This is a genomic window from Streptomyces sp. AC558_RSS880, from assembly GCF_019049255.1.
Classification (GTDB): domain Bacteria; phylum Actinomycetota; class Actinomycetes; order Streptomycetales; family Streptomycetaceae; genus Streptomyces.
The window spans coordinates 15,702-28,132 of the sequence record NZ_JAGMUJ010000025.1 but is presented as its reverse complement, the minus strand read 5'-3'; the positions used below and the strand labels follow the sequence as shown (position 1 = coordinate 28,132).

14 protein-coding genes are annotated in these 12,431 nt (G+C 71.6%); 1 reads left to right on the top strand and 13 read right to left on the bottom strand.

The genetic code is table 11. The annotated features are described in order from the left end of the window. Positions 1 to 129 precede the first annotated feature (129 nt). Complete coding sequence (gene tsf / locus KUM38_RS09625) at positions 130 to 966, bottom strand: translation elongation factor Ts (protein ID WP_217128878.1); 837 nt, start codon at positions 964 to 966, stop codon at positions 130 to 132. A 156-nt stretch (positions 967 to 1,122) separates the two neighbouring features. After that, on the bottom strand, positions 1,123 to 2,025 hold the full coding sequence (gene rpsB, locus KUM38_RS09620; RefSeq protein WP_217128877.1) for a 30S ribosomal protein S2: 903 nt from the start codon (positions 2,023 to 2,025) through the stop codon (positions 1,123 to 1,125). A gap of 282 nt (positions 2,026 to 2,307) precedes the next feature. Between rpsB and KUM38_RS09615 the strand changes: the two genes are divergently transcribed. Further along, the gene (locus tag KUM38_RS09615) at positions 2,308 to 2,913 is read left to right on the top strand and encodes a M23 family metallopeptidase (RefSeq protein WP_217128876.1); all 606 of its coding nucleotides are present in this window, start codon (positions 2,308 to 2,310) and stop codon (positions 2,911 to 2,913) included. 26 nt (positions 2,914 to 2,939) lie between these two features. Here the strand turns inward: KUM38_RS09615 and KUM38_RS09610 are convergent, their stop codons facing one another. From KUM38_RS09610 to lepB (KUM38_RS09560), 11 genes are all read right to left on the bottom strand, one after another. Then, positions 2,940 to 3,497 (bottom strand): TetR/AcrR family transcriptional regulator, encoded by a 558-nt coding sequence (locus KUM38_RS09610; RefSeq protein WP_217128899.1) that lies wholly within the window; start codon positions 3,495 to 3,497, stop codon positions 2,940 to 2,942. Positions 3,498 to 3,588: 91 nt separating this feature from the next. After that, positions 3,589 to 4,431: an RNA polymerase sigma factor WhiG gene (gene whiG / locus KUM38_RS09605; RefSeq protein WP_217128875.1), complete on the bottom strand. Its 843-nt coding sequence runs from the start codon at positions 4,429 to 4,431 to the stop codon at positions 3,589 to 3,591. A 282-nt stretch (positions 4,432 to 4,713) separates the two neighbouring features. Further along, complete coding sequence (dprA, locus tag KUM38_RS09600; protein ID WP_217128874.1) at positions 4,714 to 5,874, bottom strand: DNA-processing protein DprA; 1,161 nt, start codon at positions 5,872 to 5,874, stop codon at positions 4,714 to 4,716. Then, positions 5,871 to 7,496, bottom strand: a complete 1,626-nt coding sequence (locus KUM38_RS09595; RefSeq protein ID WP_217128873.1) for a YifB family Mg chelatase-like AAA ATPase — start codon at positions 7,494 to 7,496, stop codon at positions 5,871 to 5,873. Before KUM38_RS09595 ends, dprA begins: the two co-directional genes overlap by 4 nt. A gap of 1 nt (position 7,497) precedes the next feature. Beyond that, complete coding sequence (locus KUM38_RS09590) at positions 7,498 to 7,917, bottom strand: YraN family protein (protein WP_217128872.1); 420 nt, start codon at positions 7,915 to 7,917, stop codon at positions 7,498 to 7,500. Positions 7,918 to 7,996: 79 nt separating this feature from the next. Further along, the gene (locus KUM38_RS09585) at positions 7,997 to 8,305 is read right to left on the bottom strand and encodes a DUF2469 domain-containing protein (RefSeq protein ID WP_003965949.1); all 309 of its coding nucleotides are present in this window, start codon (positions 8,303 to 8,305) and stop codon (positions 7,997 to 7,999) included. A 53-nt stretch (positions 8,306 to 8,358) separates the two neighbouring features. Continuing rightward, positions 8,359 to 8,886: an NUDIX hydrolase gene (locus KUM38_RS09580; protein WP_217128871.1), complete on the bottom strand. Its 528-nt coding sequence runs from the start codon at positions 8,884 to 8,886 to the stop codon at positions 8,359 to 8,361. Next, complete coding sequence (lepB, locus tag KUM38_RS09575) at positions 8,876 to 9,652, bottom strand: signal peptidase I (protein WP_217128870.1); 777 nt, start codon at positions 9,650 to 9,652, stop codon at positions 8,876 to 8,878. Before lepB (KUM38_RS09575) ends, KUM38_RS09580 begins: the two co-directional genes overlap by 11 nt. Positions 9,653 to 9,685: 33 nt before the next feature. Further along, the gene (gene lepB, locus KUM38_RS09570) at positions 9,686 to 10,687 is read right to left on the bottom strand and encodes a signal peptidase I (RefSeq protein ID WP_217128869.1); all 1,002 of its coding nucleotides are present in this window, start codon (positions 10,685 to 10,687) and stop codon (positions 9,686 to 9,688) included. Beyond that, positions 10,599 to 11,666, bottom strand: a complete 1,068-nt coding sequence (gene lepB, locus KUM38_RS09565; RefSeq protein WP_217128868.1) for a signal peptidase I — start codon at positions 11,664 to 11,666, stop codon at positions 10,599 to 10,601. The genes lepB (KUM38_RS09570) and lepB (KUM38_RS09565) overlap by 89 nt, the downstream gene beginning before the upstream one ends. Further along, positions 11,659 to 12,390: a signal peptidase I gene (lepB, locus tag KUM38_RS09560; protein ID WP_217128867.1), complete on the bottom strand. Its 732-nt coding sequence runs from the start codon at positions 12,388 to 12,390 to the stop codon at positions 11,659 to 11,661. Before lepB (KUM38_RS09560) ends, lepB (KUM38_RS09565) begins: the two co-directional genes overlap by 8 nt. Positions 12,391 to 12,431: the final 41 nt, after the last annotated feature.

Below are 12,431 nucleotides of genomic sequence, written 5' to 3'. Positions count from 1 at the left end.
GTTCGCATCCCATGCGGCAATGGCCTCCTCGTCAGATCTGCTGTCGTCCGGCACGCGCGCGTGCGTGGACGCGTGTCCGAACGACTGCTGTCGACCCTATCGGGGTCGCGCGCCCGTCGCGGTACGGACTCAGATGCCGACCTTGATGCGCGTGAAGCGCTTCAGGGTGACACCGGCCTCGTCCAGGACCTTCTGGACGGACTTCTTGTTGTCCAGCGCGTAGGGCTGGCCGAGCAGCGTGGCGTCCTTGAAGAAGCCGTTGAGGCGACCCTCGACGATCTTCGGCAGGGCGGCCTCGGGCTTGCCCTCGGCGCGGGTGGTCTCCTCGGCGACGCGGCGCTCGGACTCGACGACCTCGGCCGGCACGTCCTCCTTGGAGAGGTACTTCGGCGCGAAGGCGGCGATGTGCTGGGCGACGCCCTTGGCGATCTCGGCGTTCGGCTTGTCGAACTCGACCAGGACACCGATCTGCGGCGGCAGGTCGGGCATGGTGCGGTGCATGTACGCCGTCACGTAGCCGTCGGCGAACTGGGCGAAGCGGTCCAGGACGATCTTCTCGCCCAGGTTGGCGTTGGCCTCGTCCACGAACGCCTGGACGGTCTTGCCGGCCTCGATCTCGGAGGCGAGCAGGGCCTCGATGTCGGCCGGGGAGGTCTTGACGACGTGCTCGGCGATGGCGGTGGCCACGGCCTGGAACTTGTCGCCCTTGGCGACGAAGTCCGTCTCGCACTTCAGCTCGACGAGGACGCCGGAGGAGTTGTCGTCGGCGATGATCGAGACCACGGCGCCGTTCTCGGCGGAGCGGCCCTCGCGCTTGGCGACGCCCTTCTGGCCCTTGATGCGGAGCGCCTCGACGGCCTTCTCGACGTTGCCCTCGGCCTCGTCCAGCGCCTTCTTGCAGTCCATCATGCCGGCGCCGGTGAGCTCCCGGAGCTTCTTGACGTCGGCGGCGGTGTAGTTCGCCATGAGTCTGTGAGTCTTTCTCGAAGTCTGGAGGTTCGGAGATCTGCGGGATCAGGACCTACTCGAGAGCAGGTGTGCGACGCGCCGCCGATCTACGGGTGAACGGCGGGAGCGGATCCGATGTCACCGCTCCCGCCGTCATCGCCTGTGACGGGGCGGTCAGGCCTGCTCGGCCTCGGCGGCCGGGGCGGCCTCGGCGGCCTCGGCGGGAGCCTCAGCCGGCTTCTCGACCTCGGCCTCAGCCGGCTTCTCGGCCTCGGTCTCGGCCGGAGCAGCCTCCTCGGCCTTCTTCTCGCCCGCGAGCAGGTCGCGCTCCCACTCGGCCAGCGGCTCGCCGGCGGCCTTCTCGCCCTTGCCGGCCTCGGCGACACCGGAGCGGGACATCAGGCCCTCGGCGACGGCGTCGGCGATCACGCGGGTGAGCAGGGTGACGGAGCGGATCGCGTCGTCGTTGCCCGGGATCTTGTAGTCGACCTCGTCGGGGTCGCAGTTGGTGTCGAGGATGGCGACGACCGGGATGTTGAGCTTCCGGGCCTCGCCGACCGCGATGTGCTCCTTCTTGGTGTCCACGATCCAGACGGCGCTGGGCACCTTCTGCATCTCGCGGATACCGCCGAGGGTCTTCTCCAGCTTGGCCTTCTCGCGGGAGAGGACCAGCAGCTCCTTCTTGGTGAGGCCGGAGGCGGCCACGTCCTCGAAGTCGATCTGCTCGAGCTCCTTGAGGCGCTGCAGACGCTTGTAGACGGTCGAGAAGTTGGTGAGCATGCCGCCCAGCCAGCGCTGGTTGACGTAGGGCATGCCGACGCGGGTGGCCTGCTCGGCGATGGCCTCCTGCGCCTGCTTCTTCGTGCCGACGAACATGACCGTGCCGCCGTGGGCGACGGTCTCCTTGACGAACTCGTAGGCGCGGTCGATGTACGACAGCGACTGGAGCAGGTCGATGATGTAGATGCCGTTGCGCTCCGTGAAGATGAAGCGCTTCATCTTCGGGTTCCAGCGACGGGTCTGGTGACCGAAGTGGACGCCGCTCTCCAGCAGCTCCCGCATCGTGACGACGGCCATGGCCGTATCTCCTTGAATTTCTCGGTTGTGCCGCGGATGCCGGACGGCTCCCGCGCCTGACGCCCACGACGCGCCGTTGCCACGAAGGACCGAGGGGCGCTGACATCCGGAGCCCGGCCGTGGCCGGTCCTGATGTCGGGGCGTGCGAAGTCGACCCGGTGGCCCGGGTCGCCACCAGAAGTGTACGGGACCCGCGAGGCGCCGGGTGACGCCGTTGTCCACAAAAGGCCGGTGGTCCACAGGTCCGGGCGGTGATCACGGATGTCCGGAAGGCTCCGCGGCATGCGAAAGAGTGCATTCACGAGGGCGTGTACGCGACTGGTCCTTCTGGTGGTCCTGACCCTGGCGGCGCTGCTGGCCCCGCCGCCGCCGGGTCTGTCCGCGGCGGGGGCGGGGGCGGTGACCCCGACGGGCGAGGACGCCGGGACGCCGGCCGTCGGACGGGCGTGGCCGGTGGGGGTACGGCCGCGGGTGCTGCGCGGCTGGGAACCGCCGGCGACGGTGTACGGGCGCGGGCACCGGGGCGTGGACCTGGCGGCTCCACCGGGGACGCCGGTACGGGCGGTGGCCGCGGGCCGGGTCTCCTTCGCGGGCCGGGTGGCCGGAAAGGGTGTCGTCTCGGTGGAGCTCACCGGCACGGGCGACCCCCCGTTGCGCACCACCTACGAACCGGTCCGCGCGTCGGTGACCGAGGACGACGAGGTGACGGCGGGCGAGGTGATCGGCACGGTGGCCCCCACGGGCTCCCACTGCACGGCCCCGTGCGTCCACTGGGGCCTGCTGAGGGGTGACACCTACCTGAATCCGCTCACCCTGCTGCCCCCGTGGCTCCTGCACAGGGGTCCGTCGAGACTGCTGCCGGTACTGGGGGTGCCGGTGCCGGAGTGAGGGCCCGGGGCCCGGGAACGCGCCCGTCAGCCCCGTACGCCGCGGAGTGCCATCGAGACCGCCGCCTCCGTGATCGCGTCCGGGTGCTCCGCCGCGCCCAGCTCGATGCGGCGCACGGCGGCGTCGACCACGCCCTGGAGGAGCATCGCCGCGAGGCGGGGCTCCGCGTGGCCCAGGCCGGCCAGGGCCTCGACGATCATCGCGACGAGACCGCCGTGGGCCGCGCGGATCTTCTCGCGCGCACCCGCGTCGAGCTCGCTCGCGGAGATCGCGACCACGGCGCGGTGCCGCCGGTCCCCGACCAGTTCCAGCTGCTTGCGGACGTACGCCTCGATCTTGGCCTCGGCACCGGCGGCGGTCGCCATGGCCGCCTCGACCTCCGCCGCCCAGACCGGGAAGTCGACCTCGCACAGCTCCTCGACCACGGCGGCCCGCGAGCGGAAGTACTCGTACACGGACGAACGCGCGAGACCGGTGCGCTCGGCGAGGGCCGGGAAGGTCAGCGCCTCCGTACCGCCCTCGGACAGCAGGGAGCGTGCCGCGTCCAGCAGGGCGGCTCGCTGCATCGACCGGTGCTCGGCCACGGAGGCCGCTCGAATCCTTGGCACGTCATCCACTTTACGGACGCCCCGCCCGCGGCGGCCAGAGGATCGGCCGGCTCTCCGCCGGAACGGCTCAGCGGCCGAAACCCGCCAGCTTCGCGCGCAGCTGCAGCACGGACTTGGTGTGGATCTGACTGACCCGGCTCTCGGTCACGCCCAGCACGTTGCCGATCTCGGCGAGGGTGAGCCCTTCGTAGTAGTACAGGGTGACCACCGTCTTCTCCCGCTCGGGCAGTGTGTTGATGGCCCGCGCCAGGAACCTCCGCAGCTCCCGGTCCTCGGCCACCTCCACCGGATTGTCGGCGGCGGTGTCCTCCAGGGTGTCCATGAAGCTCAGCTGGTCGCCGCTGTCGCCCCCGGCGTGCAGCAGCTCCTCCAGGGCGACGACGTTCGCCAGCGACAACTGGCTGAAAACCGCGTGCAGCTCGGCCACCGTGATGCCCATCTCGTCGGCGACCTCGCTCTCGGAGGGGGTGCGCCGCAACCGCGCCTCCAGCGTGGCGTAGGCGCGCTCCACGTTGCGCGCCTTCTGCCGTACCGAGCGCGGGATCCAGTCCAGTGCCCGCAGCTCGTCGATCATCGCGCCCCGGATACGGGTGATCGCGTAGGTCTCGAACTTGATCTCGCGGTCGACGTCGAACTTCTCGATCGCGTCGATCAGCCCGAAGACCCCGGAGGAGACGAAGTCCGCCTGGTCGACGTTGGGCGGCAGCCCCACACTGACCCGGCCGGCGACGTACTTCACCAGCGGCGAGTAGTGCAGGATCAGCTGCTCCCGCAGCCGTTCGTCCCCCGTCGCCTTGTACGACCGCCACAGCTCGTCGAGCGTCGAGGGAGCGGGCGGTCGCACGCTGCCACCGTCGCGGGCGGCTGGGGGGATCGCCGCCCGGTCGGACCCGGAGGTGTGCTGGGGCATTCGTCGCCTTGTGCCGTTCTGCCGTGGACTGGTGCTGCCTGGGTGCGCCGTCTGTCCGATGTCTGGGTGCCTGTCCTTGCCTGTCCGTGTCGGGATCCTCGTGAGCGTAGCGTGACTGCGGCGTCGCGGTGTGCGAAGAAGCGAGGTAGGACCGTGCGCAGATTCGTTCCGGGTGCCGTCCCGCCGGGGCACACCCGTCGCTCTGAGTGATCGACGGGGTAGCCCAACTGGCGTGAATTTCAAGGGGTGTGGGGGTTCCCCCGGACGGCCGAACACGCTGTGTCAGCGAGGCTCGGGACCGTCCCGGACCGGCGTCATCGCCTGGCGCGTCAACTTCCAGCCGTCGTCGTGTCGTTCGACGTAACCAAGTGCTCGTAGTTCGTACAGTCTCGCGATCGCGTCGTCCGGGGTGGTCTGCGCGGTGAGCGCGATCTCCTCCGGCCGGGCCGTTCCGCGCCCCGGCAGCGCGGCGAGGACCTGCCGTCCGGCCGGGTCGAGCAGGTCCCGGGGCAGCACCGGTCCCCGGCGTTCCGGCGCGAGTTCGCCCATGTCGCCGACCAGCTCGACGACCTCGGCGGCATCGGTGACCAGCACCGCGTCCTGTCGCAGCAGTTCGTGCACCCCGGCGGAGAGCCCGCTGGTGGCCGGCCCCGGCACCCCCATCGTGTGGCGTCCCAGCCGCTGGGCCGCCCGGGCGGTCACCAGTGAGCCGCTGCGGTGGGCGGCCTCGACGACGACGGTGCCCCGGGTGAGCGCGGCGATCACTCTGTTGCGGAGGATGAATCTGCTCGGTGTCGGGTGATCGCCGGGCGGCAACTCGCCGACGACGAGGCCCTGTTCGGCGATCCTTCCGATCAGTCCGGTGTGGCCGCGCGGATAGGGCCGGTCGACTCCGCAGGCAAGTACGGCGATGGTGGCGCCGCCCGCGCCGAGGGCGCCGCGGTGGGCGGCGCCGTCGACCCCGTAGGCGCCGCCGGAGACCACGATCCAGCCGCGTTCGGCGAGGCCGGCGGAGAGGGTGGCGGCCATGTGCGCGCCGTACTCGGTGCAGGCACGGGCGCCGACGACGGCGACCGAGCGCAGCGCCCACATCCGCAGGTCCGCTCCCCCGCGCACCCACAGCCCGAGCGGCCGGGCGTCGCCCAGGTCGTCGAGCTGTCCGGGCCATTGCGGGGTGCCGGGACCCACGAAGCGCACCCCGGCGTCCCGCGCGACGGCGAGGTCCCTGTCCGGTTCGGCCCGCTCGGCCCGGGCCAGTAACCCGGCCCACCGCTTGCCGCTCGCTCCCGGCAGCGGATCCCCCCGTTCCCGCAGCCGTCGCACCACGGCGTCCACGCCGAGCTCCCGCACCCAGCGCCCGCCGGTCTCGTCACCGGGTTCGAGGACCCGGGTGAGGAAGACCCGGCCGAGCAGTTCGCCGTCGGGTCCGTCCACGGCGCTCACACCCCCGCCCCGACGGTCATGGGCACCCCGCGCGGGACGCCGGTGCGCAACTGCAGGGCGAGGGCGACGTCCGCGGCGTCGGGCCGCTCGTGGCCGGCCAGGTCGGCGACGGTCCAGGCGACCCGCAGGACCCGGTCGAGTCCCCGGGCGGTGAGCACGCCCCGTTCCAGGCTCCGTTCGGCGTCGTCCATGGCGCCGGGGGCGGCGTGCCAGCGGCTGCGCAGTTCCCGTCCGGGCACTTCGCTGTTGGTGCGCCACGGGGTGCCGGTGAGCCGCGCCGCGGCGCGGTCCCGGGCCGTCCGCACCCGGTCGGCGACCGTGGCGGTGCTGTCGCCCCGGGCGCCGCTCGCCGTCAGTTCGTCACGCGTGACGCGGTCGACCTCGACCCGCAGGTCGACCCGGTCGAGCAGCGGCCCGGACAGCCTGGCCTGGTAACGGCGGATCGCCGAGGGCGGGCACTCGCACTGCTCGTTCGTCCGCGAGAAGCGCCCGCAGGGGCACGGGTTGGCGGCGAGCACCATCAGGAAGCGCGCCGGGAAGCGCACGACACCGGCGCTGCGCGCGATGATCACGTGCCCGGCCTCCAGCGGCTGCCGCAGGGCGTCCAGGGCCTTGCTGCTGAACTCCGGGGTTTCGTCCAGAAAGAGCACGCCTCGATGCGAGAGGGACACCGCTCCCGGCCGGGCCGTACCGGGGCCGCCGCCGACGAGTGCCTGCATGGTGGCCGAGTGGTGCGGGGCGCAGTAGGGGGCCGTGTCGATCAGGGGTTTGTCCAGGGGGAGCAGTCCCGCCACCGAGTGCACGGCCGTCACCTCGAGCGAGGCCTGCCGGTCCAGCGGCGGCAGGATCGACGGCAACCGCTCCGCGAGCATGGTCTTGCCGGCGCCCGGCGGTCCTTCCAGGAAGAGATGGTGTCCGCCCGCCGCGGCCACCTCCACGGCCGTCCGCGCCGCGAGCTGGCCCACGACGTCCGCGAGGTCATGGCCCTGGTCGTGCGGTGCCGCGCCGACGCCGTGCATCCCGGTGTCCGCTCCGGTGCCCGGGGCGCGCAGCCCCGCCAGCAGCGGGTCGGGCCACGCCTGCTCCCCGGTGTCCTCCTCCGGTACGGGTTCGTCGGTGAGCACCGCGATCAGCTGGCGCAGGCTGCGGATGCCCAGGACGGAGATGCCCGGCACCAGCGAGGCCTCGGCGGCGGCGCACTCGGGCACCACCACCTGCTCGTATCCCGCGTCGGCCGCGGCCAGTACGGCGGGCAGGATGCCGCGCACCGGCCGCACCCGGCCGTCGAGGCCCAGTTCGCCGATCATGACGATGTCGCCGAGCACCCGCGGATCGATCCGTTCGGCGGCGCCGAGCACGGCGCAGGCGACCGCCAGGTCGAAACCGCTGCCGGCCTTCGGGACCGACGCCGGGCTGAGCCCCACGGTGAGTTTCTTCTGCGGCCACTCGCCGCCGGAGTTCACCACGGCCGCCCTGACCCGGTCCCTGCTCTCCGTCAGGCTCTTGTCCGGCAGCCCCACCAGGGTGAAGGCCGCGATCCCGGGCTCCAGGTCGGCCTGGACCTCCACGACCACGCCCTCGACGCCCACCAGCGTCACCGAGCACGTGCGCGCGAACCCCATGTCAGGCCACCCCCCGGACGTGCTCGACCACGGGTGCGCCGCGGGCCGGCAGCAGCACGCCGACCAGGTCGATGCGGACCCCGCCGGGCGGCGCTCCCCCGTGTTCCCGGAGCCAGCGTTCGGCGAGGTCCCGCAGGCGGTCGGCCTTGGCCGGCGTGACCGCCTCCATGGGGTGCTGGAAGGGTCCTGCCCTGCGGGTCTTCACCTCGCAGACGACCAGGGCGTCCCCGTCCCGGGCCACGATGTCGATCTCGCCGGTCCTGCCGCAGCGCCAGTTGCGCTGCAGGACCGTCATCCCGCACTGGGTCAGCCGCCGTGCGGCCAGTGTCTCGCCGTACCTGCCGAGTGCGCTGCGCGCCTGATGTGCGTTCTGTGCGTTCTGTGCGTTCATGTCGGCACCACCTCCGGCGCCAACGGTCACGCATCCCGCCCGACGGAGTGGATCTTGGTGCAGAACTCGGCGACTGTGGACAACTCCGTCACCCGCACGAGTGCGCCGGTCACCCGCCCGGCAGCTCCAGATCGCTCTTGTTGAGCTCCTCGATGTTCACGTCCTTGAACGTCAGGACGCGTACCTGCTTCACGAACCGGGCCGGCCGGTACATGTCCCAGACCCAGGCGTCCGCCATCGACACCTCGAAGAACACCTCGCCCTGGACCGAGTGCACCTGCATCTCGTAGTCATTGGTGAGATAGAAACGCCGCTCGGTCTCGATCACGTATTTGAACAGACCGACGACATCGCGGTACTCCCGGTAGAGCTTGAGCTCCATCTCGGTCTCGTACTTCTCGAGGTCCTCGGCGCTCATGGCATGTTCCCCTTCAGCCGTGCGATCCCACCATTGTGCGCCAGTCCCGGGAGTCACTGGACGATTTCGGTGTCCAGGGTCACGGGTCCGGCCGGGGGACCTTCGTCGAGCAGCGTGCGCAGCAGCTCGGCGAGTCTGGTCGGATACACCGTCTCATGTGCCCGAGCGAGTTCCGGGCACGTCCACCAGCGTGCTCCGGCGACACTGCGCCGCTCCAGCTCGGTCAGCGCCGTGGCCGCGGTCGCGGTCCGGGTGGTGCGGGCGAGGTAGTACCACTCGTCCTGGTCCCAGCGGCGGCCGGCGAACGGGAAGGAGCACCTCCGCCGCCACAGCACGGGTCCGAGCTCGACCTCGGTGATGCCGGTCTCCTCGGCGAGTTCCCGCAGGGCGGCCTGTTCACGGGTCTCGTCGCCCTCCACGCCACCGCCGGGCGTGAACCACCAGTCGTCGGCCGGATCGTCCGGTTCATGGCCGTGCAGCAGCAGGATGCGGTCCCGCGGGTCGAGCAGGACGACCCGGGCGACCCTGCGCAGTCCGCCCCTGTAGGAGTCCTCGGCCGCCGGGACGGGCTCAGCGGGCACCGGCGGTCCCCACGTCGGCCCGGGTCCGGGACGCGCCCGCCCGCTTGGCGAAGGGACCGTACGCGGCCCCGCCGAGAATGAGCACGGCACCGGCGATCACCAGCGCGACGACGGTCCTGAGCGGCCCCGGCGAGGAGAGCGCACCGAGCTGTTCGAAGCCGGTGGGCGCCTCGAGCATGCCGTTCATCGGCCAGACCACGGCGTCGACCCTGGCCTGGACCGCGCCACGGGAGACGGTGCCGCCGGCGGCGTCGGTCAGATGGGCCGTGGAGTCCAGCGACCCGGAGCGCTCGTCACCGAGCAGGAACAGACGCCCCTCCGGCACGGTCACCTCGGGGATGGCGCCGAACTCGGCCGCCGTGCCCCCGGCGAGGTACGGCTCGTCGATCTCCTTGCCGTTGACCTCCAGCTTGCCGTCCCGGCAGCAGGAGACCGTGTCACCGCCGACGGCGACCACCCGCTTCACCATGGGGGTGTTCGACCAGGTCGCGTCCGTGAAGACGATGACGTCACCGCGGCGGACGTCGCCACCGTCGATGCGCTCGGCCAGTACCCGGTCACCGGCACCGATCGTCGGCGCCATCGACGGGGTGGGCACGGTGTACGGCCGGTACAGCACCGCTCCCCAGACGAATCCGCCGAGGAACAGCACCATGCCCAGGGCCACGGCCAGCCCGGACAGCCGCTGCCCGGTTCGGCCACCCGCCCGGGCGGTGCCCGGGCCGCCGTTGCCGGGGACCGTGCGCGTCGTGCTCTGACCACTCATGGGCGGCACCCTACCCGGCGGTACCGGACCGGGTCAGCCCTCCCGGCGGCCCTCTCCGGCGCCGTACCGCCGGCGCCGCCAGAGCACCAGCGGCACCGCGCCCGCGAGCGCGAGTCCCTGGGGCGCGGCCGTCAGGACCGCGGCGGACGACGGTCCGGCGGCCAGGCCGGGCTGGTCGAAGGTGTCCGGGACGGGCAGGTTGGTCCAGCGGTTGACCGGCCAGGCGATGACGACGGCGCGGCCGACGACCTTGTCCACGGGCACCATGCCGTGATTCTTGTCGGCCTGGTTGTAGCGGGAGTCCCGGGAGTTCTGCCGGTGGTCGCCCATGACCCAGATGTGGCCCTCGGGGACCTTCACCTTGAACTGGCCGCCCTGGTCGTCCTGGCTGCACGGGGTGTTGCCCGGATACACATAGGGCTCGTTCAGCGCCATGCCGTTGACCTTCAGCGGGCCGGTGCCCTTGCACTCGATCGTGTCACCGCCGACTCCGACGACCCGCTTGATCAGGTCCTTCTCCTCCGCGGACGGCATCAGACCGATCCAGCTGAGGGCCTGCTGCAGGAGGTTCGGGTCGGGCGTCGGCTCGCCGGCCAGCCAGTTGTCGGGGTCGTGGAAGACGACGACCTCACCGCGCTCGGGCTCGGAGCCGAACCAGGGGGTGAGCTTGTCGACGAGCACCCGGTCGCCCTGCTGGAGGGTGTTCTGCATCGAGTCGGAGGGAATGGAGAACGCCTGCACCAGGAACGTCTTGATCAGCAGCGCCAGCACCAGCGCGATGCCGATCAGGATCGGCAGTTCCTTCCAGAAGGAGCGGGGCTGATTCGCCTGGGGGGTGCCGTCGCCCGAGCCGCCTCGCGCCGTGGGGGGCTGATCGTCCCCGGTGCCGTCCCTGGATCCGTCGCCGCCACCCGCCGGGGAGTCGTTCCCGGAGGTCACGAAGTCGTCAGCCGCCGGACCCGCCGCTCCCACGGGACGCCCGCGGTGCTCCTCGCCCTCGCGCCCGGACCGTGCGCCAACCGCCGCATCCCCCACGCCAACTCCTCACTCTCTGCCGCCGCCCGCACCATGCCCGGCGCAGGCCCACCACTCCCATAACGAGCGGGAGTTCCGCAGGGCTCGGGAGCTGGACCATTCCATCGGGATCGTCCGGGGCAACCCTATGCGACAGCGGGGCGGCAGCGGTCGACCCGGACGCCGAGTCCGACACGGACGCGTAGGTCGTCGGCTCCTCCAGCGTGCTCCAGTGGCCGAGCGGCCAGGCGATGACCACGGCCCGGCCCACCACCTCGTCCTCGGAGACGGTGCCGCCGTAGTCGGTGTCCTGGTGGGTGCGGGAGTCGGCGGAGTTCGCGCGGTGGTCGCCCATCACCCACAGCCGTCCCTCGGGGACGGTGACGTCGAACGGAGTCGTGGACGGGGCGTTGCCGGGATACAGGTAGTCCTCGTTCAGGGGAACGCCGTTGACGGTGACCCGGCCCTGCTTGTCGCAGCACTGGACGCGGTCGCCGCCGACGCCGACGACCCGCTTGATCAGGTCCTTCTCGTTCTCGGACGGCAGCAGTCCGATGAAGGTGAGCCCGTCCTTGATCTGCTTGATCCCGACGGGGTCGTCCTTCTGCGGCGTGGTCTGCTCGTCCTGGAGCCAGCCGCCGGGGTCCTTGAACACGACGACGTCCCCGCGCTGCGGCTTGGAGCCGAACCACGGGGTGAGCTTGTCGACCAGCACCCGGTCGCCGATCCGGATCGTCTGCTCCATGGAGCCGGACGGGATGACGAAGGCCTGGACGAGGAACGTCTTCAGCACCAGCGCTATCACGACGGCGACACCCACGAGGAGGGGGATCTCCTTGACGGCGCTGCGCCTGCGGCGCCGCTTGACCTTGCGCTGGAGCTTGCGCCGTTCGGCCCGGCTTCGTCCGGGGGCCGGCCCGGACGCGCGGCGGGAACCGGTGGGCAGCAGATTCTCCGCGGCGCTGTCCGGGGCGCCGCGCGGTTTGCCGCGGTTACCCATGGGTGCCCTCCGCCGCGTTCGTCGCCGGGTCGGGCACGCGCGCGTAGGCGTCGGGCCGGTGCAGCCGGGTGGCGCGGCCGAAGGGCCAGACGATCCCGTCGACGCGGCCGATCACGCTGTCGACGGGGATCATGCCGCCGCCGGGTGAGCCGAGGTGGTCACGGGAGTCGCTCGAATCGCTGCGGTGGTCCCCGAGGACGAACAGGCGCCCGTCGGGCACGACGACGTCGAAGGAGACCGTGGAGGGACTGTCACCGGGGAACAGGAAGCCCGACTCGTCGACCGACCGGCCGTTCACCCGGAGCCTCCCCTCCCCGTCGCAGCAGACCACGTGGTCCCCGCCCACCCCGACGACCCGTTTGACGTAGTCGGCGTCACCGAAATACCCGGTGCCGTCGAACACGATCACGTCACCGCGCTGCGGCCCGGTGCCGAAGCGGTATGCCACCTTGTTTACGAGCACGCGGTCCCCGACCCTCAATCCGTGTTCCATCGATCCGCTGGGGATCTGGAACGGCCGCGCCACGAACGCGTTCAACGCCAGCGGGAACAGCAGACAGAGCAACAGGGTCAGGGTAATCCGCCCGCCGGGCAGCCATCGCGTGAGGCGCGACACCAAAGCGGAACGCGACCGCCCCTCCGGCCCCGCCGTCCCCGAAGTGTTCTCGGGTCCGGCCGGGGGGAGGGAGCGGTCGCGCTCCGTCGGCTGTGCTTCGGTGTCCATCGGGGCCAGATGCTATCCGGCCGCGATATGACGCCGGTAAA

Excerpts from the sequence above, each read along its gene's own strand:
- lepB (WP_217128867.1), bottom strand. The coding sequence starts at position 12,390 with ATGGACACCGAAGCACAGCCGACGGAGCGCGACCGCTCCCTCCCCCCG.
- tsf (WP_217128878.1), bottom strand. The coding sequence starts at position 966 with ATGGCGAACTACACCGCCGCCGACGTCAAGAAGCTCCGGGAGCTCACC.
- lepB (WP_217128870.1), bottom strand. The coding sequence starts at position 9,652 with ATGAGTGGTCAGAGCACGACGCGCACGGTCCCCGGCAACGGCGGCCCG.
- whiG (WP_217128875.1), bottom strand. The coding sequence starts at position 4,431 with ATGCCCCAGCACACCTCCGGGTCCGACCGGGCGGCGATCCCCCCAGCC.
- KUM38_RS09595 (WP_217128873.1), bottom strand. The coding sequence starts at position 7,496 with ATGGGGTTCGCGCGCACGTGCTCGGTGACGCTGGTGGGCGTCGAGGGC.
- rpsB (WP_217128877.1), bottom strand. The coding sequence starts at position 2,025 with ATGGCCGTCGTCACGATGCGGGAGCTGCTGGAGAGCGGCGTCCACTTC.
- KUM38_RS09615 (WP_217128876.1), top strand. The coding sequence starts at position 2,308 with ATGCGAAAGAGTGCATTCACGAGGGCGTGTACGCGACTGGTCCTTCTG.
- lepB (WP_217128868.1), bottom strand. The coding sequence starts at position 11,666 with ATGGGTAACCGCGGCAAACCGCGCGGCGCCCCGGACAGCGCCGCGGAG.
- KUM38_RS09585 (WP_003965949.1), bottom strand. The coding sequence starts at position 8,305 with ATGAGCGCCGAGGACCTCGAGAAGTACGAGACCGAGATGGAGCTCAAG.